The sequence below is a fragment of the Streptococcus infantis genome (genome assembly GCF_047464155.1).
Taxonomy (GTDB): Bacteria; Bacillota; Bacilli; order Lactobacillales; family Streptococcaceae; genus Streptococcus; species Streptococcus infantis_U.
In genome coordinates this window covers 305,992-332,385 of sequence record NZ_JASHCL010000002.1, presented here as the reverse complement: position 1 = coordinate 332,385, position 26,394 = coordinate 305,992, and the positions used below count along the sequence as shown (strand labels likewise).

The following is a 26,394-nucleotide window of genomic DNA, read 5'->3' as shown; positions in this document are numbered from 1 at the left end:
GATACTTGCTATTAGTTTCAAATTCCAGACTGTTTTCTCCTCTTTGAATGTGTTATAATAATTTTTGCTGTGACTGTCTGGAAAGCAGTTGATGAAGGAATGAATAGTGAGGAGGTTTATGAAAGAAAAAGGATTTTGGGATGGTGTGCAGGCTGCGGTGCCAACGGCTCTGGGCTATGTTAGCATTGGTCTTGCTTGTGGCATTATCGGTTCCCCTTATGTAACCCCTGTAGAGATGGGCTTGATGAGCCTCTTTGTCTATGCGGGGAGTGCTCAGTTTGCCATGATAGCCTTGATAGCAGTTCAAGCCCCTGTGGCAGCCATTGCTATGACGGTCTTTTTGATTAATCTGCGTCTCTTCTTGCTGAGTTTGCATGCGTCGACCTATTTCCGTCATACTAGCTTATGGCATAATATCGGAATGTCCAGTCTCTTGACCGATGAGACTTACGGGGTCTTGATGGGAGAGCTAGTTCATACGGATAATGTCAACCCTATGTGGATGCATGGAAACAATCTCAATAGCTATATTTCTTGGTTTTTGGGAACAGTTGTCGGAACTGCTCTAGGTGGCCTTTTGCCAAATCCGGAAGTTTTTGGTCTAGATTTTGCCCTAGTGGGAATGTTTATCGGGATTTTCACTTCCCAGTTTCAAATTATGCAAAAACGGATTCCCTTACGCAATCTCTTCATCATTCTTGGAGTTGTTGCTGTTTCCTTTTTTGTGCTCTTGACAGTAGTGTCTCAGTCGCTAGCTGTCCTATTTGCGACCTTGTTGGGTTGTACCATGGGGGTGATTTTGGATGGTCAGTAAGTATATTTTAATGGCAATCGTCTTTTCTGGCTTGGTGACTTGGATTCCGAGAATGATTCCTTTCATCCTTGCTAAGTACAAGGGGTTGCCGCCTATTGTCGAACGCTTTTTGAAATTTCTCCCGGTTTCTATTATCTTCGCCTTGATTCTTTCAAGTGTAGTTACAGGAAAAGTTGAAAGTTTCCCACAGATAAAATGGTTGGACTTTTTAGCAGTCTTTCCGACAGCCTTTGTAGCCTTTCGCTACCGCAATCTGGTGGGGACGGTTCTCTTTGGAGTGGTCTTGATAGCAGTCCTACGTTTGGTCTTTTAATCAGCCATAAAGAAAACCTATCACAAATATAGAAATCATATAATGGCGCAATCCTAATTTTTCTGTTAAGATTAGACTGTATTTTATTTTGGAGGAAATATCATGAAAAAAATCGTTAAATATTCATCACTTGCTGCCCTAGGGCTTATTGCCGCGGGTGCATTAGCAGCTTGCTCAGGTGGTGAGAAGAAAGATGCTGCAACTAGTGAAGCAACATCTGGTAAGAAAGAAATTATCGTTGCAACCAACGCTTCACCAAAACCATTTAACTATGAAGAAAATGGTGAGTTGACTGGTTACGAAATCGAAGTTGTTCGTGCTATCTTTAAAGACTCTGACAAATATGATGTCAAGTTTGAAAAGACAGAATGGTCAGGTGTCTTTGCAGGTCTTGACGCAGATCGATACCAAATGGCGGTTAACAACATCAGCTACACTAAAGAACGTGCAGAAAAATATCTTTACGCAGCACCAACTGCTAAAAACCCTAACGTTCTTGTAGTTAAGAAAGATGACAACAGCATCAAATCACTTGATGACATCGGTGGAAAATCTACTGAAGTCGTACAAGGAACAACATCAGCTAAACAGTTGGAAGAATACAACAAACAACATACAGATAACCCAACTGTCCTTAACTATACAAAAGCTGACTTCCAACAAATTATGGGACGTTTGAGCGACGGACAATTCGACTACAAGATTTTTGATAAAATCGGTGTTGAAACAGTTATCAAAAACCAAGGTTTGGATAACTTGAAAGTCATCGAACTTCCAAGCGACCAACAACCTTACGTATACCCACTTCTTGCAAAAGGTCAAGATGAATTGAAATCATTTGTAGACAAACGCATCCAAGAACTATACAAAGACGGTACTCTTGAAAAATTGTCTCAACAATTCTTCGGTGGTTCTTACCTCCCAGCAGAAGCTGACATTAAATAGTTAAAAACTACCTCTGTTAGTGACAGGGGTATTTTTTATGTAAGCACATTCAAAAAAGCGGCTGGAATACCTCATATTCTTTGACAAAGGCCATCGGAATGGTTTATAATATTAAATAATACATTTAAAGGAGATTGTTATGAAACACAAAAAGTTTTTATCCTCATTTACATTAGCTGCGGCTTTGTTAGCAGCGGGTGCAATGAATCATGAGGTTCAGGCTAATGAAAAACCAGTAGATGGTAAGGAAAAAGCTGTCGCACAATCATCATCTGAAAAACAGATTACAGATGCGCAAAAGGAAGTTAAGAAAGCTCAAGCGTCTGTAGATGAAAAAGCTTCAAAAGAAGCGGAGGCTAAAAAGGACTTAGCAAAGGCTGATAAAAAGGTTGCTGAGACCAAAGAAGCTATCAATATCGCTAAAAATGCTGATGCTATCATCGAAGAAGAATCAAAAGTAGCATCTGAGAAGAGTGCTGAAAAAACAGAAGCTGACAAAGCTTTGGCAAATGCAGAATCTACAGCAACAGCAGCTCAATCTGCAGAAACTGCTGCTAAAGAAGCTAGCCAATCTGCCAATGAAAAGCGTGATGCTAAAGCGGCAGAGGTAAAAGCTAAACAAGCTGAACTAGATGGTATGACTGATGAAAGTCTTAAAAATCAAATCTCTAATACAGAAAAAGAGGTTAAAAAGGCAGAGCAGTCTCTTCAAGAACAGACTAAAGCAGCAAGTGAAGTAGCGAATAAGATAGCAGATAAACAAAAGGAACTTGACAATTACAAACCAACAGTTTTGAAAAAAGCCTTGAATCCAGAAGAACAAGGCCGTAAAGCTCCAGCATCTGAGGATGGTTATGACTATAACAAACAATATCGTCCTAAAGACGCCTCAGGTAATCCTTTGATGGAAAATGTTGCCTTCCAAGGTGTTCGTGAAGTTGAAGTGGAAGCAACTGACGAAATGAAACGCTTCACTAAGGCGCTGGCTGATTATAATGCAAACCCATATGATGAAGTCAACCATAAATATAAAGCTAGACCAACCTTTAAGTTTGTTGTGGATAATCGCAAATTGACTGAAGCTTTCATTGAGGTAGCAAATGAACTCCGTCGCGCTAATGGTGTTACACAAGATTTAGCTCTAGATGAAGCCTACATCAAACATGCAGAAGAACGTTCAAATGAAATGGCTACCACTGGAGTTTTAAGCCATGATACCAAGTTCTCACACCCAGATGGAGAAGATGTTCGTGTAGAAAATATTGGAATGAAATATCTAATTCCTGGATCCGATGGTGGACCAAACTTTGTGGAAGTTAAAAATGGTCAAACGATTTATAATTACGATAAGATTATGAGTTATAAACAGTTTGCTTATGAATCCCTTTTAGCTTGGTATGCAGACTTTAATAATATAAAAGGAATCGACTACGGACACCGCAGAGCCCTTCTTACACCGGTTGGAGGGAAAGTAGGAGTTGCCCAAGGAACGATTGAAGGAAAAAATCCTAATAACATTTATTATACATATACAAGTAATGCCTATTCACCTGAAACTGTGGAGGAATACAGTTCTAATTTCCATGCCTTTAATGAAGATGATCCTTTGCATCCGACTTTCTATGGCAAACGTATGAAGTTCTTGCCTGAGCATCACTTTGTATACGTTGAAAAAACAGTTATTGACAAATCTGCTGACATTAAGGCTGAACTTGCATCATTGCAAGCAGAAAAAGCTGATAAAGATGCTAAAAAAGTAGCTGCTGAAAATAAAAAAGCTGACTTGTTAGCAACCTTGGATAAATTAAATAAACAAGCCAATAATTTAGTAAGTTCTCGTGAACAAGTTAAAAAGGACTTGGAACAAGCGAAATCTGATTTGGCATCCTTGACTGCAGATGCGAAAGCAAAAGCTGACTTAGTTGCTACAAAATCACAAGAGGCAACTAAAGCAAGTCAAAATCTAAAAGCCTTGCAAGCCAAGGTAGCAGAATTGGCTACAGCCATTAAAAATGCAGAAGAAAAACGCGATAAAGCAAAAGCCTTGAAAGGTCAAGCTTCAGACTTAGAAGCAACCTTGAAGCAAGCAGAAACTGATAAAGCAAATGCACAGAAAGTTAGTGATCAAGCAGAGGCTGAATTGAAATTGGCTCAAGCAGCCCTAGCGGAAGCTAAAGCGAAACTACAAGCTTTATTAGATGTACTTGAAGCTGAAAATATGCTAAGAGTTGGTGAAAAAGACGGAATTATTATTGGACTACCAAAAAATGCACCAATTCAAGACCAACTTCCAGAATTTGATCTTCGTAAACTTGCTGACAAACCTCAAGGAGCAAAAGCTAATAAACTCGGCAAAACAGCTTCTACTAAAGCATTGCCAAATACAGGAACAAACTCAGGTGTAGATGAACAAACGACTCTGTTTGGAGTTTACGGTTTACTTGCGAGTCTCGGCTTGGCTGGCATCGTAACACGACGCAGAAGACAAGGTAAATAAATCTTAAAAGCTATCTAGCAATCAGCTAGATGGCTTTTTTATGTAGAAGTAAAGATGAGAATGTAGTTTAATATTAGCTTAATATGTATAGTTTCAAACTATATGTCTGCCTATCTAATAACAATTTGCTAAATCAAATAAAGTATGAGATACTATTACGGTATTATTTTTAAAGGAGAAAGAATCATGAAAATCAAAAAATGGTTAAGCGTAGCAGCAATCGCTACAGTAGCAGGCCTTACACTTGCAGCTTGCGGAAATTCAGACAAGAAAGCGGACAATACAACTACAGTTAAAATTGCAACTGTTAACCGTAGCGGTTCAGAAGAAGCGCGTTGGGATAAAGTCCAAGAATTGGTTGAAAAAGACGGAATTAAATTGGAATTCACAGAGTTTACAGACTACTCACAACCAAACAAAGCAACTGCTGATGGTGAAGTAGACTTGAACGCTTTCCAACACTACAACTTCTTGAACAACTGGAACAAAGAAAACGGTAAAGACCTTGTAGCGATTGCAGATACTTATATCTCACCAATCCGCCTTTACTCAGGTAAAAACGGTGAAGAAAACAAGTATACTAAAGTGGAAGAAATCCCAAATAACGGTGAAATTGCAATTCCAAACGATGCTACTAACGAAAGCCGTGCCCTTTACCTTCTTCAATCAGCAGGTTTGATTAAATTGGATGTTTCAGGAACTGAACTTGCTACAATCGCAAACATCAAAGAAAATCCAAAGAACTTGAAAATTACTGAGTTGGATGCTAGCCAAACAGCTCGTTCATTGACATCAGTTGATGCAGCTGTTGTCAACAACACTTTTGTTACAGAAGCAAAATTGGACTACAAGAAAGCACTCTTTAAAGAGCAAGCTGACGAAAACTCAAAACAATGGTATAACATCATCGTTGCGAAAAAAGATTGGGAATCATCACCTAAAGCTGATGCAATCAAGAAAATTATCGCAGCTTACCACACTGACGAAGTGAAAAAAGTCATCGAAGAAACTTCAGACGGCTTGGATCAACCAGTTTGGTAATAAACACAGGGAGGTGGGAGAGATTTTTCCACCTCTTGCTTTTATATAGAGCCTAAAACAAATGAAATCAGCTTGTATTGATTCTAAAGGTACAAGTCCTAGTAGAAAGGTAGAGAGAAAATGGTTTTCCCTAGCCAAGAAGAACAAATTGAAAAGTTTGAAAAGGATCATGTAGCGCAACATTATTTTGAAGTTTTGCGTACCTTGATTTCTAAAAAATCAGTCTTTGCCCAACAAGTCGGCCTGAAAGAGGTGGCTCGTTATCTAGGTGAGATTTTTAAACGTGTTGGTGCAGAAGTTGAGATTGACGAGAGCTATACGGCGCCTTTTGTCATGGCACATTTCAAAAGTGCACGACCAAATGCCAAGACTATCATTTTCTACAACCACTATGATACAGTACCTGCGGATAGTGACCAGATCTGGACAGAGGATCCATTTACGCTTTCTGTCCGTGATGGCATCATGTACGGGCGTGGGGTTGATGATGACAAGGGGCATATCACTGCTCGCTTGAGTGCTCTGAGAAAATACATGCAGGACCATGATGATCTACCAGTCAATATCAGCTTCATCATGGAAGGGGCAGAGGAATCGGCCTCTATGGATTTGGACAAATATCTAGAAAAACATGCGGACAAACTTCGTGGTGCAGATTTATTGGTCTGGGAACAAGGTACCAAGAATGCCTTGGAACAGTTAGAAATTTCTGGTGGGAACAAGGGGATTGTAACCTTTGATGCCAAGGTCAAGAGTGCAGACGTCGATATCCATTCTAGCTATGGAGGTGTTGTGGAGTCAGCGCCTTGGTATCTCATTCAAGCCTTGACCAGTTTGAGGGCTGTGGATGGGCGTATTTTAGTTGAAGGCTTGTACGAACATGTGCAGGAGCCTAATGAACGTGAGTTGGCCTTGGTTGAAACCTATGCCCAACGCAATCCAGAGGAAATCAGTCAGATTTATGGCTTGGAATTGCCACTTTTACAAGAGGAACGTACAGCCTTTCTAAAACGTTTTTTCTTTGAACCAGCGCTCAATATAGAAGGAATTCAGTCTGGTTATCAAGGCCAAGGAGTTAAAACGATTTTGCCAGCAGAGGCTAGAGCCAAGCTAGAAGTACGTTTGGTTCCAGGGCTTGAACCCCATGATGTTTTGGAGAAAATCCGAAAACAACTAGACAAAAACGGTTTTGATAAGGTAGAATTGTACTATACCTTGGGTGAGATGAGTTATCGAAGCGATATGAGTGCACCATCTATTCTCAATGTTATTGAGCTGGCCAAGAAATTCTATCCACAGGGCGTATCTGTCTTACCGACAACTGCAGGGACAGGTCCTATGCATACGGTATTCGATGCCTTAGAAGTACCGATGGTTGCCTTTGGTCTAGGAAATGCTAATAGCCGAGACCATGGTGGAGATGAAAATGTGCGAATCGCCGATTATTACACCCATATTGAATTAGTAGAGGAGCTGATTAGAAGCTATGAGTAGAGATATTATCAAGTTAGATCAGATCGACGTGACTTTTCACCAAAAGAAAAGAACCATCACAGCGGTCAAGGATGTGACCATTCACATCCAAGAAGGGGATATCTACGGAATCGTTGGATATTCTGGAGCAGGGAAATCAACCCTAGTTCGTGTTATTAACCTCTTGCAAAAACCATCTGCAGGTCGAATTACTGTAGATAATGATGTAATTTTTGATGGCAAGGTTACCTTAACTGCTGAGCAATTACGCCATAAACGTCAAGATATCGGGATGATTTTCCAACACTTTAACCTAATGAGCCAGAAAACAGCAGAGGAAAACGTAGCCTTTGCCCTCAAACACTCTGGCCTCAGCAAGGAAGAAAAGAAGGCTAAAGTAGCTAAGTTATTGGATTTGGTTGGTCTTGCAGATCGTGCCGAAAACTATCCTTCACAATTATCTGGAGGTCAAAAACAACGTGTGGCTATTGCGCGTGCCTTGGCCAATGATCCAAAAATCTTGATTTCAGACGAGTCAACTTCAGCTCTTGATCCAAAGACAACGAAACAAATCTTGTCACTCTTGCAAGAATTGAACCGTAAACTAGGTTTGACCATTGTCCTGATTACACACGAGATGCAGATTGTCAAAGACATTGCTAACCGTGTAGCAGTGATGCAGGATGGTCGTCTGATTGAAGAGGGTAGCGTTCTTGAAATCTTCTCAGATCCTAAGCAACCATTGACCCAGGACTTTATCTCAACGGCGACAGGTATCGATGAAGCTATGGTCAAGATTGAAAAGCAAGAAATCGTGGAGCACTTATCTGAAAATAGCATTTTGGTACAACTCAAGTATGCAGGCACTTCTACAGATGAACCACTTCTGAATGAATTGTATAAGCACTACCAAGTAACAGCCAATATTCTCTATGGAAACATTGAAATTCTTGACGGCACTCCTGTGGGTGAGCTTGTGGTTGTCTTGTCAGGGGAAAAAGAAGCCTTGGCAAGTGCTCAAGATGCCATCCGTCAGGCTGGTGTGCAACTAAAAGTATTGAAGGGAGGACAGTGAGATGGCAGAATTAATTAAATCTTACTTACCAAACGTCTACAAGATGGGTTGGTCTGGTCAAGCTGGTTGGGGAACAGCAATCTACTTGACCCTTTATATGACGGTTCTTTCCTTCATCATTGGAGGTTTCCTAGGGCTGGTTGCAGGGCTTTTTCTTGTCTTGACAGCTCCAGGTGGTGTCTTGGAAAATAAAGTTGTTTTCTGGATTTTAGACAAGATCACGTCAATCTTCCGTGCGGTTCCCTTTATCATTCTCTTGGCAGTCTTGTCACCCTTCTCTCATTTAATTGTAGGGACAAGTATCGGGCCAAATGCAGCTATCGTACCCCTATCTTTTGCAGTCTTTGCCTTCTTTGCTCGTCAGGTTCAAGTAGTTTTATCAGAGCTTGATGGAGGTGTCATCGAGGCAGCTCAAGCCAGCGGAGCTACTTTCTGGGACATCGTAGGTGTTTACCTATCAGAAGGTCTACCAGACTTGATTCGTGTGACAACTGTGACCTTGATCTCACTAGTCGGTGAAACAGCTATGGCGGGAGCGGTCGGAGCAGGTGGTATCGGTAACGTAGCTATCGCTTATGGATTTAACCGTTTCAATCATGATGTGACAGTCCTTGCGACGCTCATCATTATCCTGATTATCTTTACAATTCAGTTTTTGGGAGACTTCTTGACCAAGAAATTAAGTCATAAATAAAAAGAGCCATTCGGCTCTTTTTATTTATCTTTTATGTGTCAACTTCTTACTAAGTGCTTGTCCAATCAGGGCGCCAAGTAAAGCACCAATGAGGACACTTGCGATAAAAAGTAGGATATTACCGAGATTCGGTGAGACCATAATGCGGTCAATATAGTCCTGAGATTTCCCACGAGCTACTAGAGTTGCTATATAAGCTTGAGGGGTTATCCACATAAGTAGAATGGGACCGGTGGTGCCAAAAGCAAATACTAGGAAGGAAAGAAGGTTCTTGACCTTATCCTTGTAATGACCAAGATGGGCGATGCCATCCGCTGCAAGTCCACAGATGATTCCTGGGAGAAAGGCTCCAGCACCATGCTTGCTCCCGAGGAAAAAGAGAGAGATAACGAGCCCAATCGTTGTAATCGCTCCAAAGCGAGGCACTTTTTCTAAAAGAATCATATAGACGCTACCACCTACAAGAGCAGAAAAGGCAGGGGCATAAAACATATTTCCAGTGTGGTCGATAAGGTTTCCTAGTAGAACCCCCACTCCGATACAGAGAAAGTAGACAAGGGCAGCCACAAGAGTTGTCAAGATATTCTTTTTCATAAGTTCTCCTTCGTATATCTGATGGTTTTCATTGTATCATGCCTGTGGCAGATTGTAAATGCTAGTTTGGAACTAGTATTTATTAGGAAATGTGGTAAAATAGGAAAAAATAAAAGATGAGTGGTAAGAGGATGAAGAATTTAGGAAAAGTTTTTAAAGAGCTACGAGAATCAAGAAAAATTTCCTTGAGAAAAGCAACAGGTGGACGCTTTTCAGCATCCTTATTGTCGCGTTTTGAAAATGGTCAGAGTGAAATATCTGCTCAAAAGTTATTTGCTGCTTTAGAGAATATCCATGCTAACGTAGAAGAACTCTTATTTTTAGCGAGAGACTTTCACCACGATGCTAATTCTGAATTCAGAAATCAACTGTTTAAAGCCGTAAACCCAAAAGATTTAACATCTTTGCATACCCTCTATCAGAGAGAATACCAAAAAATCCCTTTTTCAAAGGATAAACAAGAACATATTCTCAATGCTATTTTGATAAAATCCTATATGAAAGCTATTGATGAGACGATTACATTGACCTCTGAGGAAGAAAGAGTCCTACATGATTATCTATTTTCTGTTGAAATTTGGGGACTCTATGAACTTTCGTTCTTTTCTTTCTGCTCTCCTCTATTATCAGTCCAGCTTTTGACAAAGTATACTCGGGAAATGTTGCGGAAGTCAGATTTTTTGCAAGGAGTTGGAAAAAATCGAAACATGATGCACACCTTGCTCCTCAATGGTTTTATGGCCTGTATTGAAGTTGATGATTTTACCAATGCCCTCTATTTCAAAAAACAAATTGAAAAGAACTTCTTTGAAGAAAATGAAACCTATTTTCGAATAGTCTACCTATGGGCAGAAGGTTTGCTTGATAGTAAACAAGGAAGAGTAGAGGATGGGCAGAGAAAAATGGAGGATGCTGTCCGTATTTTCGAGATGATTGGTTGTAGCAAATCTGCAGATTATTATAGAAGCGCCATAGAGTGTTGAGTATTTGCAACTGGATAAATTAAATTGAAACGATAGGACTGTAAAGATACTTATTAGTATTAGCAAGTTCTATCGTTTTCGTTAGGGCTTTAGCCTGTTGCATATATTCAAAAAAATATTCTCGAGGGATTCTTGATGCTATACTAGAACTACCATAAAAGTAGTATGTTAGCAAGAAAGGAAATTATATGAAACTATTACTAAGAAATCAAGCATATAGAGTTTTGAGCTTATCACGATTTTTCAATGCTTTTGGAGCTTCCATTTTTAATTTAGTATTTGTGGTCTATGCCTCGACTTTGCCAGAGGCTTCTGTTGCCGTTGCCATTGCGAATGTTGTGATGATGCTTCCAACTCTTTTTACAGTTTTTGTGGGGATTCGGGCAGATTATACGAGGGACAAGGTAAAATGGATGACCTATGTCGGTTTATTTCAGGCAATTTTATTTTTTCTAGCAGCCCTAGTTGTTCAGCAAGCTAGTTTCTTTGCCTTTTCGACCCTTTGTCTCATCAATGTCATTAGTGATGTAGCCAGTGATTTTGCTGGGGGCTTGCGAATGCCTCTCGTTAAAGAAAAAGTAGCAGAGTCAGATCTGATGGAGGCCTATTCCTTTTCTCAGTTTATTACCTATATTTCTGCTATTGGCGGCCAAGCTTTCGGTGTTTGGCTATTAGGGGTATCGACGAAGAACTTTTCGCTCGTAGCAGGAATCAATGCCATATTTTTCCTAGTGTCAGCTCTCATTCTCTTTTTAGGAAGGGCTGAAATAAGCTTATCAACTCCACTTGTTGACAGTAAATCACTGAAAAGTGAGAAACTTTCTATCAAAGATCAGTTTTTAACGATTTACCGAAACTTACGTCTCGTTTTTCTTAAAAGTGGACAGAAAAACTTTGGTTTTATGCTCTTTGCTATCTTGATTATCAATGCTTTGGGTGGTGCCTTAGGTGGTATCTATAACATCTTCCTTTTAAATCATTCATTACTGGATTTCTCCTACAAGGATGCATTGTTTATCCTACAATTGATTACCTTATTAGCAGTTATCATCAGTAGCCTTACTGGAAATGATTATTTTGGGAAGCAATCTTTGCCTAGATTGATGATGTGGGTCACATTAGGAGCCAGTCTAGTTGGTCTATCTAATTTGTTAAACCAAGTCTTGTTCGGGATGATTTTCGTCTTTTTTACCATGTATATCTCTGGGAAAATTTCCCCTAAAATTAGTTCCATGTTGCTGAAAAATCTTGCTCCAGAGGTTCTCTCTCGTACCAGTAATTTTTTAGGTTTGTTGTTTACTCTATCTATACCAGTGGGGACTGCCTGTTTTTCACTGGTGGCAGTATGGGATATACAGTTAACATGGGCTCTGTTTGTTGGACTTTCCTTGATTGCGCTTCTCCTAGCTAGTCTTAATCTTAAAAACGAAATTTAGGTGTTCGTCTTCTTTTCACACTGTCCCAATCCTTTCATTTATGGTAAAATAGGACTATTAAGTTAGAAAGAGGATTCCCTATGAAATTACAAAAACCAAAAGGAACGCAGGATATCTTACCTGCTGAGTCTGCCAAGTGGCAGTACGTTGAAGGCTTTGCGCGTGAAATCTTCAAACGCTACAACTACGCAGAAGTACGTACCCCTATTTTTGAGCACTACGAAGTCATCAGTCGTTCTGTTGGAGACACAACTGATATCGTAACCAAGGAAATGTACGATTTTTACGACAAGGGAGACCGTCATATTACCCTCCGTCCAGAAGGAACTGCTCCAGTCGTTCGTTCTTATGTGGAAAATAAACTCTTCGCACCAGAAGTGCAAAAGCCAAGTAAGTTCTACTACATGGGTCCAATGTTCCGCTATGAGCGTCCACAAGCAGGTCGCTTGCGTCAATTCCACCAGATTGGTGTGGAGTGTTTTGGCTCTAGCAATCCAGCTACGGATGTGGAAACAATCGCTATGGCAGCCCACTTCCTGAAAGAAATTGGGATTCAAGGTGTCAAACTACATCTCAACACCCTTGGAAATCCTGAGAGCCGTGCGGCCTACCGTCAGGCCTTGATTGACTATTTGACACCGCTCAAAGATAGCTTGTCTAAAGATAGCCAGCGTCGTTTGGAGGAAAACCCTCTTCGTGTCTTGGACTCTAAGGAAAAAGAAGACAAGGCAGCAGTGGAGAATGCACCATCTATCTTGGATTACCTGGATGAAGAAAGCCAAGCCCACTTTGATGTTGTCCGTCAGATGTTGGAAAATCTGGGTGTAGACTATATCATCGATACCAATATGGTTCGTGGTTTGGACTACTACAACCACACGATTTTTGAGTTTATCACAGAAATCGAGGGCAATGACTTGACAGTCTGTGCAGGTGGTCGCTACGATGGCTTGATTGCTTACTTCGGGGGTCCTGAAACTGCTGGATTTGGTTTTGGACTTGGTGTAGAACGTCTCCTTTTAGTTCTTGAAAAGCAAGGTGTGGCCCTACCTATCGAAAACGCCCTAGATGTTTATATTGCTGTCCTTGGTGAAGGAGCAAATCTGAAAGCCTTGGAGTTAGTACAAGCATTGCGCCAACAAGGCTTCAAAGCAGAGCGTGATTACCTCAATCGCAAGCTAAAAGCGCAGTTCAAGTCAGCTGACGTCTTTGAGGCTAAGACCCTCATCACCCTAGGAGAGAGTGAAGTCGAAAGCGGACAAGTGACGGTCAAGAACAACCAAACTCGAGAAGAAGTAGAAGTTTCTCTTGAAGCTATTAGTAAGAATTTCTCAGAAGTCTTTGAAAAATTAGGCTCTTAATAGTAAAGTAATGAACCAGGGTTTTATTCCTGGTTTTTATTTAATAAAAAATCCGACCATTGAAGACTATTTTTATATAAAAAGTTGGGAAAACTGGAATATTATTAAAAATAGCTTGTAAACGAATTCAAAAAATGCTATGATATATTTGATTAATTAAGAGGAGTCAACCATGAATTATTTTAAAAAGAACACGATGCGCGTGTTTGCATTTTTGGGTATAATCGTGTTATCTTTGACGGTACTGACAACAGTATTTGCAGCTGATGTTACAGACTATACCAATAAAACATCAATCACTGTTGATGGTCAACCATTGACATCTGACACTCAAATCGGAACAGGTAAAGTTTTGGAAGCAACCAATACCATTTCTTTTCCTGATACTCAACAAATTAAGGAAGGCGATGTACTGGTACTTGACCTTCCTAAAGAATTGGGCTTGATCACCAAGCTAGAATTTCCAATCACCCATAGCAGTGGTGAAGTAATTGGGAATGCTGTGACAGATCCAAGCACTCAAAAAGTAACGATTACTTTTACAGATTATTTCTCTAAGAATTACAAGGATAAGGTAATGTCTTTGAAATATTCTGTTCGTCCAAACGTAACCAACTTACCAGAATCAGGTAACTATACTTTCCAATTCGGGACAGAAAAATATACCCTCAATTACAATAAAACAGACGGTGAAGCTGGTGACTATGAAATGAAATATGGTTACCAAGATTCAGAAAATCCTAACCGCATCAAGTGGCGTGTTGTTTTGAACGCTGTTCAGGATAAATTGAACAACATGGTCATTAAAGATGACTTTAGCGATAGTGGACAAGTCTTGGTGGAAAGCTCTTTCCGTGCAGTTCGTTATGCAACGCAACCAGAGAAGATTCCAAATGAAGCAGCACTTCTTAAACTGGAACCAATTGATAACTTTAGCAAAAAAGCTGAATTTACTCGAAATGCGGATGGTAAAATCACAGGGTTCACCATTAACTTTGGTGACAACTGGAACTGGGCAATGTACATTGAGTACACAACAGAATTAACTTCAGAACTTCCAAAAGGTACTCAAGTTGCCAATGTTTTGGAATGGTCAGCAAGTAACTTCCAAAAATCTCGTTCAGTCAGTGCATTGACTCGTTTAGAAACAGGTTCAGGTGAGGGTAGTGGAGATAAGACTACTACGACCACAACAACCACAACGACAACTTCTACAACTACAACGACAGAAGAACCAACGACAACTTCTACAACTACAACGACAGAAGAACCAACGACAACTTCTACAACTACAACGACAGAAGAACCAACGACAACTTCTACAACTACAACGACAGAAGGTCCAACGACAACTTCTACAACTACAACGACAGAAGGTCCAACGACAACTTCTACAACTACAACGACAGAAGGTCCAACGACAATTTCTACAACTACAACGACAGAAGGTCCAGCGACAACTTCTACAACTACAACGACAGAAGGTCCAACGACAACTTCTACAACTACAACGACAGAAGGTCCAGTGACAACTTCTACAACTACAACGACAGAAGAACCAACGACAACTTCTACAACTACAACGACAGAAGAACCAACGACAACTTCTACAACTACAACGACAGAAGGTCCAGCGACAACTTCTACAACTACAACGACAGAAGAACCAGCGACTACTTCAACGACCGCATCAACAGAAGGGCCAACAACCACTTCAACAACAGAAGGATCAACGACTACAACAGATGAGAAACCAAAACTTCCTAAAACTGGAGAAGCCGTAGGAACTGGCTTGGTATTTGCAGGAATCGTCATCTTATCAGGCACAGTTGTATTGAAACGTAAATATTCTAATAAGTAATAGTTGAGTTTCTTTAGATAGGGGAGAGCATGGCTCTCTCCCTTTTTTAAAAAAGTAGATATTATGGAGTATTTAGATGAAACTATCAATTCTTATCACTCTTTTAAATGAAGAATTAGTTCTCGCTCAAACACATAAAGCCATCTCTGAGAAGTTAGAGAGTATGATTTTATCGGAAGAACTATCTGACTACGAAATTCTCTATGTGGATGACGGCAGTAGCGATAGCACACTAGAATTAATCGATGCTATTGCCAATGAAAACCCACGGGTCAAGTATATCAGCTTTAGTAGAAACTTTGGACGCGAGAGTGGAATTCTTGCTGGTTTTAAGTATGCGACTGGTGATGCAGTTATGGTGATGGATGGTGATTTGCAACATCCGCCCTACCTTATCCCTCTCTTTGTAGAAGCTTATAAAGAAGGATATGACATTGTCAGCGGTCAGAGAACTCGAGAAGGGGAGTCATTTGTAGGAAGCTTCTTTGCTCGTAGTTTTTATAAATTCTCGAATCACTCCATGGATGTTAAATTGACAGATGGAAAATCCGAGTTACGTCTCCTCAGTAAGAGAGCTGTGGATGTATTTGTTTCACTGCCGGAGTACAATCGATTTAACAAAGGGCTTTATGAGTGGATCGGTTTTAAAGAGAAGGTTATTCCTTATCAAAATGAAGTTCGTAAGGCAGGAAAAAGTAAATTTGGCTTTAAGAAGTCTATGAACTATGCTTTCCAGGGGATTATCTCATTTAATGACCGACCGCTTAGAATTTGTATCCAATTTGGATTTGTCAGTATGGCTCTGTCTCTTCTCTACATTGTTTATGAATTTTGTAAATTTATCTTTTCTTCCGACTATACGAGTGGCTATTTCACTACAATAGCAGCTATCATCTTGTTTAGCAGTGTTCAGCTGATCTTCATCGGTGTGCTTGGAGAATATATCGGAAAGATTTATTACGAGGTGAAGCAACGTCCTCACTTTATCGTCGCAAAAAGTAATATTGACCAAGCTGAAAAAGATAAGATTGGTTAAAATGGTATAGGAGAAAACAAACATGGATAAGTGGTTAATGCGTTGGCAAGAATTGAAAGGGAAACACCCTAAAGCCTTGCTTTATACGATGAGTGCCTTACTACCGATGACCATTATGCTGGTTGTTTGGTTTTTCATGGGTAGCTATCCTTTTGGGAATAAAAGTCTGATGGCAGTTGACTTTGGTCAGCAGTATATCAGCTTTTTTGGCTTGCTTAAAAATGCTGTACTTACAGGCGATTTGAGTAGTCTGACTTATTCCTTTACCAAATCTCTCGGTGGAGATATGATAGGGGTTTTAGGCTATTACTTGATGAGTCCCTTTAATATTTTTTATATTATTGTTCCCTTCAAACATTATGGTTTGGCAGTCTTTCTGACCATTTGGCTCAGATACGGCGCAATCGGACTTTCTTTCTCTCATTTCCTGATTAAGCGCTATAAAGGTGCAGAATCACGTGTGTGGTTGGTGCCTTTATTTGCAACAGCCTATGCTCTTTCAGGCATGCTCGTTTCTTACCAGATGAACGTCATTTTCTATGATGCCATGATTATGCTACCGCTCGTTATCGTTTATCTGGAAGAGATCTTGGATGGAGGAAGACCCTATCGTTATGCCTTTATTTTAGGACTAACAGTCTTTCTGCAGTTCTATATGGGGTATATGATTTCGATTTTTATCGTCCTATACTCTTGTTATTATGTTTCACCGCGTCTCTCTATCCAGGGAACTCTGAAACAGAAGTTGAAACACTTCTTGAATCCTCTGGTAAAAACATTTGCTTTCTCTGTCATTGGGGTTGCTACGGCATCGGTATTGATTGTGCCAGTTTTCTATAATCTCCTTGAGAGTAAGGGGCAAGTTGGAGATGCCATGAAATTCTCCTTGGCCTTTCAGATCAATCCTGTGGATATTCTGTCTAAACTGGCTATCGGTGGTTTTGATACTGCCTCAGGCTGGTCGACTGGACCTAACCTCCCAAATATCTATATCGGTGCTTTAGGATTTCTAGGTTTTATCCTCTACTTTACATCAAAGCAGATAGCTAAGGAAAAACGTTGGGCTGCAGGAGCAGTCACCTTCGTCTTCTTCCTTTCCTTTGTCAATGAGTTTGTAAGTAAAATCTGGCATATGGGACAAAATCCAGCTGGATTCTTCTTCCGTTTCTCATGGTTATTCTCGTTCTTTATGCTCGTTTTAGCCTATCAGGTAGTTAAGGGACAAGTAGAAATTTCTCGCAGAGGGAAGTTGCTTTCAGCTGTGTTACTAGTTTTATCAGCAATTTATCTCTATACAAAGAAATTCACCTATCTTCCAAAAACACAGCCAGAAGCATTGACTCAATTTCTAACAAAGAATGTTATTGTATTTTGGATTTTACTGATAGCTATCACTGTAGCATGCTCTTATCTCTATTGGAGTCGTTCACTTAAAGCACCTCAAGTGAAAAAAATGGTGCTATTGATAGCTGGGGCTGTCGTCCTTCTTTTAGGCATTCTTCTTCAAACAGGTTATCTCTTATCTCAGGTTGTATTAACCTTGCTGGTCTACTTGGCGGTTATCTTCTTACTGCACTCAAGAATGACAAGATTAGCCATTCTTGCCTTATCTACCTTAACAATCTTTGAGTTGGGTTACAACGCTTATCTATCTCAAGTAACCTTTGGGTATGCGGACGTAGATAAGTTTGTAGATGCAACGGTATCTGTAAAACAAGTGACAGATGATGTTCAGAAACAAGCAGACCAACCATTCTATCGAATCGCCTCCACCTTTGCCTATTCAAAAACAGTGCCATCGCTTGTTTCCTACCCAGGTTTAAGTACCTTTAGTTCTAGCTTAGAGCGTACGACCATGGATCAATTCGCCTACATGGGTGATCAAGGGATTAATGCGGCGACAGAGTATGAAAATGGGACCCTCTTAACAGATGCCCTATACGGTGTTCGTTACTATATGGATGTCAAGGATCTGGATCCTACAGAGAAAGAAGCTCATCCTGAGAGAATGTATTTCACTCGTTTTGCAAGTCGTTTTGATATGCAACGTTATTTCACGCGTAAGGTATATGAAGATGAGCGTTATATTGTGTACGAAAACCCAAATTCTTTCCCATTAGCCTATGGAACAAATGATTTAGTAAGAAATATCAACTTCGGTAAAAACAACGCTATTCAAAATCAAAATATCATTCTCAACTCTATGGAAGGTGTGAAAAAAGGCGAAGAGAATTATCTCGACTACTTCAAACCCCTAGCCTACGGAGATGTTGAAACAGAAAATCTTACTGAGGAAAATGTCGACAAAGAAAAAGGAACTGCAGTTTACAAGCGGGTGGACTCTTCTAAGGATGCAGTGGTTCGCTACCGAATTACTCCGCGAACAGACTTGACTTATTACTTCTTCGTACCTGCAGGTCTAAATACAGAGAAAGATTATTCCGTCCTTCTGAACGGCAAGTGGTTTACTCATTCTAAGAGAAATACGCAACGTCAACTCTGGCAAATTGCAGATAATGCGGAGAATCAAGAATCTGTACTGGAGTTCCGCTTTAAAACAGATAAGGTTGACCTTTCAAACGCAGGGGTTTATCGAGCAGAAATCAGTCAAATTCAAAGTGCTTTAGAAAAAAGGAAGGCACAAGGTCTACAAGTTGAGAAATTCTCGAATACTCATATCGTCGGTTCAGTGAATATTACTGACGACAGTAAATATATGATGACTTCTATCCCTTATAGCGAGGGTTGGAAGGTGAAAGTAGATGGTAAGGATGTACCTGTGACAAAAGCATGGAACAGCTTTATTTCATTCCCGATTACTTCTGGACAACACAAAGTAGAATTTGTCTTCTCACAAAAAGGAAGGGTTACAGGTGCTGTATTGACTCTCATCAGTCTAACAACGCTTTATATTGTCAGAAGAGATTACAAAAAGGATGATAAAAACCAGCTGAAAGAAAGTCAAGACGCTCCATCAGCTGACTAAGCAATCTTTTATCAACTATAAAAAAATACGGTCAGGATACCATTTCTGACCTTTTTATTTTGCAAAATGACAAAAATCTTAAACTTTTTGACAAATATGCTTGTCAAAAATAAAAAGATATGTTACAATGAAATCAAGTTAAGAACAAAGGAGAAAAAAGACATGCTAAAAAATCGTCTAAAAGAGCTTCGGGCTCGCGATGGCCTGAATCAAACCGAGCTGGCCAAACTAGCTGGCGTGTCCAGGCAAACCATCAGTTTGCTAGAACGGGATGAGTACACTCCATCCATCGTCATCGCCCTGAAGATTGCTCAAATTTTCCATGAACCAGTCGAGTCGGTCTTTCGCTTAGAGGAGGATGAGTGATGAACAAGTATAAAATGATTTATTATCTATGTATCGTTGTGTTTATCGTGAATCTTTTAGCTATGATTGGAAGCCTATTTGGTTGGTTTACGATCGTGGAAGGCAAGTACCTCTTCTGGAATAATATAGTGCTACTATTAGTCTTTAGATGGGTAGAGAGAAAGATTAAGTTTAAAGAGCTCGTAAAAGGAGAAAAGTTATGAAAGAATTTTTAGCAGGTTTTCAAGTAGATACTGAGAACAAAGCACTTGCAGGTGTTTGTGCAGGTTTAGGAAATTATTTTAACATTCAAGCCAATATCGTTCGTTTGGTTACAGTCTTCTTGTTCCTCTCTTCGACGGAAAATGGGATTATAACAGTAACTCTCTATGCTTATCTAGCAGGTTGGCTTGGGAATGAACCCTTGGGAGATGGAGCGAAAAAAGCAAGAAAGCAAGCTATTCTCTTATTTGCTGTTTGTTTGATTTTGGTGTCACTTGGAACAGAAGGCTTGACTGCTATTTTTGAATCAGGTAAAGCTTTTGGTCAATGGTTGTCTGGCTTGTTTTAGAAAGAGGTTAAAAGATGGAAAAGAAACATGTCATTTTTGCACTGAAGATTGTTATTGCAGGAATTTTATTAGGAATATTTGCTGGATTCCTTGGTGTTAATCCTTTAGGTATCAGTCAAGAGCAAGTAGTCGTTGCCTTGGAATCACTCTTTCTTGGTCTAGGGCTGATTACGACGATTCTAACTTTTTATTTCATTAGAAAAAGTCATCAGGCTTATAAGAGCTACCAAAGAGAAGAAGAGGACGAAGAAAACGAACAAGACTATCTTGCTATGTATCGTTTCTTGGATTATGGTACGGTAGCTTGGAATGTTTGCCAAATTAGTATGCTAGCCTGCTTACTTTTAGATTTGGGAGGTTTAGGCGCATCAGCAGCATCCTTACTTTTGATAGTTGTAGGTATCTGGTCGGGTGCTTACTGCCTCAAAATCACTAGCAAGGTCCGTAACTACAAACTGTCTATTATGGCAACCCCTAAGGAAGTTTTAGAATACCTCGATACTTATGATGAGGGAGAAAAACAGGCTGAGATGGAAGAAGCTTACTTGATCTTGTTCAAGGTCAATCAAATCCTCATTCCTGGCATCTATGTTGTCTTAGTAGTACTATCTGTAGTATTAGGACAAGTACAGTTGGTTGCTCTACTCGTAGCAGTTGTCATCCATTTGTACACGAATGTTGCACAGTTGCGAAAAACAAAACGTTATTTTAAATAGGAGAATCTTATGAAAACACTTAAAAATATTGGTTGGTATAGCCTTGCTTTCTTATCATTTATTATGATTTATACTTTCATTCAGGGTGTAGGTGTGGCAGCGATGAAGTTGGGAGCACCTGACTACGTTTTTGTCCCTGTTTATGTCTTATTAGCAGGAATCTTCACCTTCGTTACCTACAAGTGGTATAAGACAGGAACTGTTACGATTGAAAAAACAGCCCTTAACAAATACATCTGGTTACCTGCCTTAGTATTGGCCCTTGTCATTGTTGCTCAATTCTTTTTGCCAAATGATCAGTCAGTCAATCAACAGTTGGTAGAAGAATTGACTCATAATCAACCTCTCTTTTCTTTCTTTATGGTAGTTGTCTTTGCACCCCTGACAGAAGAATTAACCTTTAGAGGTATGCTAGCTCGCTATGTCTTCCCTCAACAGGATAACATCAAGCAAACAGTTCTCTTTCTTCTTGTAAGTAGTATCATTTTTGCTCTCGTTCATTTCCCTGGCACCCCACAACAATTCCTAGTTTATGCTTCACTTGGCTTTAGCTTGGGATTGGCTTATATTAACAAAGGTGGTCTAGCTTATAGTATAGCCCTACATGCTTTGAATAATTTAATCGCATTTTTAATGATAGTCATGCTATAATAGACTCAGGAGGAAGTCATGAAACGAGTGATATTATTAGCAGTGATTCAGGCAGTCGTTCTCTTCTTTATCATTGGAGTGCTTGCCTATGCTTTAAAAGGGGATTTCTTTTATAACTATCTAGCAGTTATCTTCGCACCAATCGCAGGGATTATGAGATTTGCGACGGCTTATGCAACGGAGATTGTTCTCCCTAAAAAGGCTACAGAGATTGCGGAAAAGCGTAAAAAATAAAGAAATACCGAGTAAAATAAGATCCAGCGAATAACTTTGCTGGATTTTTTTCATTTATAGCAGGATTCTTCTCAACTTTTCTGATGATTTTCATGAAGAGCCTGTGCTTTTATGGTAAAATAGTAACAGAATAAAAGAGGAGAGAAAACATGAAACGTAGTATGTATGCTGGTCGTGTTCGTGAGGAGCACATCGGACAAGAAATTACCTTGAAAGGCTGGGTTGCCCGTCGTCGTGACTTAGGTGGTTTGATCTTTATCGACCTTCGTGACCGTGAAGGAATCATGCAGTTGGTCATCAACCCTGAAAAAGTATCAGCAGAGGTGATGGCAACAGCTGAAAGCCTTCGTAGTGAATTTGTCATCGAGGTGACTGGTCAGGTTGCTGCACGTGAGCAAGCCAATGATAAGTTGGCGACTGGAGCAGTTGAACTGAATGTAACAGCTCTTACTGTGCTTAACACAGCCAAAACAACACCATTTGAAATTAAGGATGGCATTGAAGCGAACGATGATACACGTCTACGTTACCGTTACCTTGACCTTCGTCGCCCAGAAATGTTGGAAAATCTTAAACTTCGTGCCAAAGTAACGCATTCGATCCGTAACTACTTGGATGAGTTGGAATTTATCGACGTAGAAACACCATTCCTTTCTAAGTCAACACCAGAAGGGGCGCGTGACTATTTGGTGCCATCTCGTGTCAATAAAGGGCATTTCTATGCTCTTCCTCAAAGTCCGCAGATTACAAAACAGTTGTTGATGAATGCTGGATTTGACCGTTACTACCAAATCGTCAAATGTTTCCGTGATGAAGACTTGCGTGGAGACCGCCAACCAGAGTTTACTCAGGTCGACTTGGAAACTTCTTTCCTTACTGAACAAGAAATTCAAGACATCACAGAAGGTTTGATTGCGCGCGTGATGAAGGAAACAAAAGGCATCGAAGTGACACTGCCATTCCCTCGTATGAAGTACGATGATGCCATGGCTCTTTATGGTTCTGACAAACCTGACACTCGTTTTGAGATGTTGCTTCAAGACTTGACAGATCTTGTCAAGGGTGTTGATTTCAAAGTCTTCTCAGAAGCACCTGCCGTCAAAGCCATTGTCGTCAAAGGTGCAGCAGATAACTACTCACGTAAAGACATCGACAAGATGACAGAAGTAGCCAAGCAGTATGGGGCTAAAGGTCTTGCTTGGGTCAAGGTTGTTGACGGTGAATTAAACGGTCCAGTTGCTAAATTCTTGACTGGTATTCAGGAAGATTTGACAAGAGCACTTAGTCTTGAAGATAAGGACTTGGTTCTCTTTGTAGCAGATACGCTTGAAGTAGCCAATGCAACACTTGGTGCCCTTCGTGGACGTATTGCCAAGGAACTAGGCTTGATCGATAATGATAAATTCAACTTCCTCTGGGTGGTTGACTGGCCAATGTTTGAATGGTCAGAAGAAGAAGATCGTTACATGAGTGCCCATCATCCATTCACCCTTCCTCAAGCAGAAACTGCTCATGAACTTGAAGGAGATTTGGCCAAGGTTCGTGCCATTGCCTATGATATCGTCTTGAATGGTTATGAACTTGGTGGTGGTAGCCTTCGTATCAATCAAAAAGAACTCCAAGAACGTATGTTCAAAGCTCTTGGTTTCTCAGCGGAGGAAGCAAATGACCAGTTTGGTTTCCTTTTGGAAGCTATGGACTATGGATTCCCACCACACGGTGGCTTAGCTATCGGGCTTGACCGTTTTGTTATGCTCTTAGCAGGAGAAGAAAACATCCGTGAAGTGATTGCCTTTCCTAAGAACAACAAGGCAACTGACCCAATGACGCAAGCACCATCAACAGTAGCTCTTAAACAATTAGAGGAACTCAATCTACAAGTAGAACAAGATGAAACAAACGAAACTAACTAAAAAGTGGTACCATTATCTGCGCCGCTTTGCTTATCGGGTGAAGATTTTACGTGTTTTGCAAAGTATCTCCCGAGAAAAATACGATGAAAAAATTTCAGCTTCTCTGGTATATGGTTTTCTATCAGCAGTAGCCGTCAATTTCTTCTTCCAGCCAGGACACGTTTATTCAAGTGGAGCAACAGGTTTAGCTCAGATTATCTCAAGCCTTAGTAACTACTGGTTTAATTTCCATATTCCAATTTCTGTAGCTTTCTATTGTATCAATATACCACTCATGATTTTAGCTTGGCGCCAAATTGGGCATAAGTTCACGATATTTACCTTTATCACGGTATCCATGAGCTCGCTCTTTATCCAATTTGTGCCAGTGGTGGTCTTGACAGAGGATCCCATCATCAATGCTCTCTTTGGTGGGGTAGTCATGGGACTTGGTATCGGCTTTGCTTTACGCCATAATATTTCCAGTGGTGGAACGGATATTGTCAGTCTTACCATTCGTAAGAAGACGGGGCGTAACGTCGGAAGTATCTCCTTCCTAGTGAACGGGACAATCATGCTGATTGCTGGCTTGACCTTTGGTTGGAAATACGCTCTTTATTCTATGATTACCATCTTTGTCTCAAGTCGTGTGACAGATGCAGTTTTCACCAAACAGAAACGTATGCAGGCCATGATCGTCACTAGCAATCCTGATGCAGTCATTGAAAAAATTCACAATAAATTGCACCGTGGAGCGACCATGATTCACGATGCTGAAGGGACTTATAACCACGAGCGTAAGGCGGTTTTGATTACAGTTATCACTCGTGCAGAGTTTAATGATTTTAAACTAATCATGAAGCAAGTGGATCCAACAGCCTTTGTATCGGTCTCGGAGAATGTTCATATTCTTGGACGATTTGTCGAAGTTGAAAACTAGTTGTTCAGGTAAATAGAATACAAAAAAACCAACTCAAAATAGAGAGTTGGTTTTTTATTTTTCAACGATTTCGTGTGCAATCACCTGACGATAGCAGATTTGACGATTCTCTTTGACATCATTAATGATTTGCAGAATGGTTTCAAATGAAGTTCGGCCAAGAGCAAGGCTATTGATATCAACATAGGCAGCTAGATTCAATCTTGGATTCACCGAATCAAAGCTTAGAACAGGAACATCAAGCTGGTGTTCGTTGAGGTAGTTACAGACACCTTCAGCTAAGAGGCTATCTGTTGTAATAATAGCATCGGTCTGAGGGTCGTGTTTAAAGAGTTGTTTACTAAAGTTATAGCCCTTTTCTTCTAGAAACTCGTCTGCAAAGAAGGTACGTTGACTATCAAGAGGTAGATCGTGTTCTTGAAGTGCTTGCTCGTAACCTGTCAGACGGTCCTGGGTAACGAAGAGCTTCTTGGTACCACCGATAAAGGCAATTCGACTGCATCCTTTTTTGATGAAATATTCGGTCGCATCAAATCCGGCTTGGATGTTATCATTATCAACAAGCGGAATGAAAGGAGAAAGTGATTTTCCAAGAATGAGGAAGGGAAATTGCTCATCGACAACTAATTGCACCAAGGGATCATTTTCTTGAGCATACAAGAAGATAAGCCCATCTACACGTTTTCCATAGACCATTTGTGAAATGGCGTTTAAACGCTCTTTCTCATCCTTACCAGTCGCAATCTGAATGGCATAGTGATTTTCCGAGGCAACCTGTGCAATCCCTCTAAGAACAGAAGGGAAGAAAGGGTTTTGGTAGAAAACGTCTGAGTCATCCGGAAGAACCAAGCCAATGACTTGCGTATAACTGCTAACGAGACTTCGAGCATTTAGATTAGGATGATAATTGAGTTCTTTCATTGCTTTTCGAACTCGTTTTTTGGTTTCGTCACTAATCGTTGATTTGTTTTGAATAACACGGGTTACGGTTGAAGGTGAAACTCCTGCAGCCTTGGCCACGTCTTTAATCGTAACAGGCATAATAATCTCCTACTTTTGGTAGTCTGGATCACGATAATGAGTCTTATAAAAGATAGTGACCAGGTATAGAACAAATAAAATGTTTTGAACAGTAATCAAAGTTGCCATATTCTGTCCCAAAAGACCTAGAATCAGGGTAATTAAAGTTGGTAATCCTAAACAGTTCAAAATAAAATGATAGCACTCTTTATAGGTCTTAAATGAGAAGAGACGAGATTTTTTCGTGAAGTAGAGCAAAAGGCTCGCACCTAAAGCTACAATGAAAAAATTAAGTCCAAAGAGGAAACTAGCACCTAAGACCAGGAAGAGGCTGATATAGACACGGTTCTGTTGATACCAGTCTTTAGAAATGGCCTGAGTCAAGCTCTCCTTGTTTTGAAAACTTTCAGTCGTGATAGCGTGATAGCGAATGCTGGTTAGTTCTTTTCCTTGCTTACTGATGACGAGATTCTCGGGTTCAAAGCTAAGGAGCAATTCCTCAGGGAAACTTGAACTAGAAGTATCTCCAATTTGAACAGAAGCTTGATGAGGAGTTGAACCCGTATAGCTTAGTTTACCATCTACAATCTGAGCATTCTTAGCTAGATCCTGAACGACTTCGTCCGTCAATGGAGCATAGACATCATCGATGAACGTCTCTAAAGGATAGGTTTCCTGAGAACTGTTCTGGATAGCAATAGGCACCATGGATAAGCTAATCAAGAAAATACTGGTAAAAATCAGTTGAAACCAGTTTAGACCAAAACGATGAGAGAGGGGCTTACGAAATCCCCAAATACTATTAAAATAAGAAAACGGATATGGTAACATAAATCTCTTTCTATAGGCATTTTCTATACGAGTATTATATAGAGAAATGTTTTTTATTTCAAGCGGGGATAGTAGAATCCTTGGT

At 40.1% G+C, this 26,394-nt stretch carries 25 protein-coding genes; 22 read left to right on the top strand and 3 right to left on the bottom strand.

Going from position 1 to position 26,394, the window contains the following annotated elements; genetic code table 11:
• Positions 1 to 118: 118 nt before the first annotated feature.
• The 8 genes from QM810_RS05860 (at position 119) to QM810_RS05825 (ending at position 8,852) form a co-directional block, all read left to right on the top strand.
• Positions 119 to 814: an AzlC family ABC transporter permease gene (locus QM810_RS05860; RefSeq protein ID WP_414254163.1), complete on the top strand. Its 696-nt coding sequence runs from the start codon at positions 119 to 121 to the stop codon at positions 812 to 814.
• A complete protein-coding gene (locus tag QM810_RS05855; protein ID WP_373113891.1) occupies positions 804 to 1,127 on the top strand; it encodes an AzlD domain-containing protein in 324 nt (107 codons plus the stop codon). The genes QM810_RS05860 and QM810_RS05855 overlap by 11 nt, the downstream gene beginning before the upstream one ends.
• Before the next feature lie 102 nt (positions 1,128 to 1,229).
• Positions 1,230 to 2,072, top strand: coding sequence for an amino acid ABC transporter substrate-binding protein (locus QM810_RS05850; protein ID WP_373113889.1), 843 nt, complete (start codon positions 1,230 to 1,232; stop codon positions 2,070 to 2,072).
• 139 nt (positions 2,073 to 2,211) lie between these two features.
• Complete coding sequence (locus QM810_RS05845) at positions 2,212 to 4,569, top strand: hypothetical protein (protein ID WP_414254162.1); 2,358 nt, start codon at positions 2,212 to 2,214, stop codon at positions 4,567 to 4,569.
• A gap of 186 nt (positions 4,570 to 4,755) precedes the next feature.
• On the top strand, positions 4,756 to 5,610 hold the full coding sequence (locus QM810_RS05840) for a MetQ/NlpA family ABC transporter substrate-binding protein (protein WP_016466399.1): 855 nt from the start codon (positions 4,756 to 4,758) through the stop codon (positions 5,608 to 5,610).
• Between the two features lie 120 nt (positions 5,611 to 5,730).
• On the top strand, positions 5,731 to 7,104 hold the full coding sequence (locus tag QM810_RS05835) for a M20 family metallopeptidase (RefSeq protein WP_414254161.1): 1,374 nt from the start codon (positions 5,731 to 5,733) through the stop codon (positions 7,102 to 7,104).
• On the top strand, positions 7,097 to 8,158 hold the full coding sequence (locus QM810_RS05830; protein ID WP_414254160.1) for a methionine ABC transporter ATP-binding protein: 1,062 nt from the start codon (positions 7,097 to 7,099) through the stop codon (positions 8,156 to 8,158). Before QM810_RS05835 ends, QM810_RS05830 begins: the two co-directional genes overlap by 8 nt.
• A 1-nt stretch (position 8,159) precedes the next feature.
• Positions 8,160 to 8,852, top strand: coding sequence for a methionine ABC transporter permease (locus tag QM810_RS05825; protein WP_414254159.1), 693 nt, complete (start codon positions 8,160 to 8,162; stop codon positions 8,850 to 8,852).
• A 24-nt stretch (positions 8,853 to 8,876) separates the two neighbouring features.
• Here the strand turns inward: QM810_RS05825 and QM810_RS05820 are convergent, their stop codons facing one another.
• Complete coding sequence (locus tag QM810_RS05820; protein WP_178894431.1) at positions 8,877 to 9,446, bottom strand: MptD family putative ECF transporter S component; 570 nt, start codon at positions 9,444 to 9,446, stop codon at positions 8,877 to 8,879.
• Between the two features lie 131 nt (positions 9,447 to 9,577).
• Between QM810_RS05820 and QM810_RS05815 the strand changes: the two genes are divergently transcribed.
• The 14 genes from QM810_RS05815 to QM810_RS05750 all read left to right on the top strand — a co-directional run bounded on the left by QM810_RS05815 (position 9,578) and on the right by QM810_RS05750 (position 24,458).
• Positions 9,578 to 10,429, top strand: a complete 852-nt coding sequence (locus QM810_RS05815; RefSeq protein ID WP_004250435.1) for an Rgg/GadR/MutR family transcriptional regulator — start codon at positions 9,578 to 9,580, stop codon at positions 10,427 to 10,429.
• A gap of 188 nt (positions 10,430 to 10,617) precedes the next feature.
• Entirely contained in the window at positions 10,618 to 11,865 is a 1,248-nt protein-coding gene (locus QM810_RS05810) for a transporter (RefSeq protein WP_414254158.1), read from the top strand.
• An 80-nt stretch (positions 11,866 to 11,945) separates the two neighbouring features.
• Positions 11,946 to 13,226: a histidine--tRNA ligase gene (gene hisS, locus QM810_RS05805; protein WP_414254157.1), complete on the top strand. Its 1,281-nt coding sequence runs from the start codon at positions 11,946 to 11,948 to the stop codon at positions 13,224 to 13,226.
• A 172-nt stretch (positions 13,227 to 13,398) separates the two neighbouring features.
• Positions 13,399 to 15,087 (top strand): Ig-like domain-containing protein, encoded by a 1,689-nt coding sequence (locus QM810_RS05800; protein WP_414254156.1) that lies wholly within the window; start codon positions 13,399 to 13,401, stop codon positions 15,085 to 15,087.
• 76 nt (positions 15,088 to 15,163) lie between these two features.
• A complete protein-coding gene (pgfS, locus tag QM810_RS05795; protein WP_414254155.1) occupies positions 15,164 to 16,123 on the top strand; it encodes a glycosyltransferase PgfS in 960 nt (319 codons plus the stop codon).
• Positions 16,124 to 16,145: 22 nt separating this feature from the next.
• Positions 16,146 to 19,109, top strand: coding sequence for a glycosyltransferase PgfM1 (gene pgfM1 / locus QM810_RS05790; protein WP_414254154.1), 2,964 nt, complete (start codon positions 16,146 to 16,148; stop codon positions 19,107 to 19,109).
• A gap of 162 nt (positions 19,110 to 19,271) precedes the next feature.
• Positions 19,272 to 19,475, top strand: a complete 204-nt coding sequence (locus QM810_RS05785; protein ID WP_000916944.1) for a helix-turn-helix transcriptional regulator — start codon at positions 19,272 to 19,274, stop codon at positions 19,473 to 19,475.
• Positions 19,475 to 19,678 (top strand): hypothetical protein, encoded by a 204-nt coding sequence (locus tag QM810_RS05780; protein WP_414254153.1) that lies wholly within the window; start codon positions 19,475 to 19,477, stop codon positions 19,676 to 19,678. Before QM810_RS05785 ends, QM810_RS05780 begins: the two co-directional genes overlap by 1 nt.
• On the top strand, positions 19,675 to 20,025 hold the full coding sequence (locus tag QM810_RS05775) for a PspC domain-containing protein (RefSeq protein WP_414254152.1): 351 nt from the start codon (positions 19,675 to 19,677) through the stop codon (positions 20,023 to 20,025). The genes QM810_RS05780 and QM810_RS05775 overlap by 4 nt, the downstream gene beginning before the upstream one ends.
• A gap of 14 nt (positions 20,026 to 20,039) precedes the next feature.
• Positions 20,040 to 20,741, top strand: a complete 702-nt coding sequence (locus QM810_RS05770) for a DUF3169 family protein (RefSeq protein WP_414254151.1) — start codon at positions 20,040 to 20,042, stop codon at positions 20,739 to 20,741.
• A gap of 9 nt (positions 20,742 to 20,750) precedes the next feature.
• The gene (locus QM810_RS05765) at positions 20,751 to 21,392 is read left to right on the top strand and encodes a lysostaphin resistance A-like protein (protein WP_414254150.1); all 642 of its coding nucleotides are present in this window, start codon (positions 20,751 to 20,753) and stop codon (positions 21,390 to 21,392) included.
• 18 nt (positions 21,393 to 21,410) lie between these two features.
• A complete protein-coding gene (locus QM810_RS05760; RefSeq protein WP_414254149.1) occupies positions 21,411 to 21,626 on the top strand; it encodes a hypothetical protein in 216 nt (71 codons plus the stop codon).
• Between the two features lie 149 nt (positions 21,627 to 21,775).
• Positions 21,776 to 23,539: an aspartate--tRNA ligase gene (aspS, locus tag QM810_RS05755; protein ID WP_414254148.1), complete on the top strand. Its 1,764-nt coding sequence runs from the start codon at positions 21,776 to 21,778 to the stop codon at positions 23,537 to 23,539.
• Entirely contained in the window at positions 23,517 to 24,458 is a 942-nt protein-coding gene (locus tag QM810_RS05750; protein WP_414254147.1) for a YitT family protein, read from the top strand. The genes aspS and QM810_RS05750 overlap by 23 nt, the downstream gene beginning before the upstream one ends.
• A 54-nt stretch (positions 24,459 to 24,512) precedes the next feature.
• Here QM810_RS05750 and QM810_RS05745 read toward each other — a convergent pair whose 3' ends face one another.
• Both QM810_RS05745 and QM810_RS05740 read right to left on the bottom strand, forming a co-directional pair.
• The gene (locus QM810_RS05745) at positions 24,513 to 25,499 is read right to left on the bottom strand and encodes a LacI family DNA-binding transcriptional regulator (protein WP_178894440.1); all 987 of its coding nucleotides are present in this window, start codon (positions 25,497 to 25,499) and stop codon (positions 24,513 to 24,515) included.
• 9 nt (positions 25,500 to 25,508) lie between these two features.
• Positions 25,509 to 26,309, bottom strand: a complete 801-nt coding sequence (locus tag QM810_RS05740) for a DUF1189 domain-containing protein (RefSeq protein WP_414254146.1) — start codon at positions 26,307 to 26,309, stop codon at positions 25,509 to 25,511.
• Positions 26,310 to 26,394: the final 85 nt, after the last annotated feature.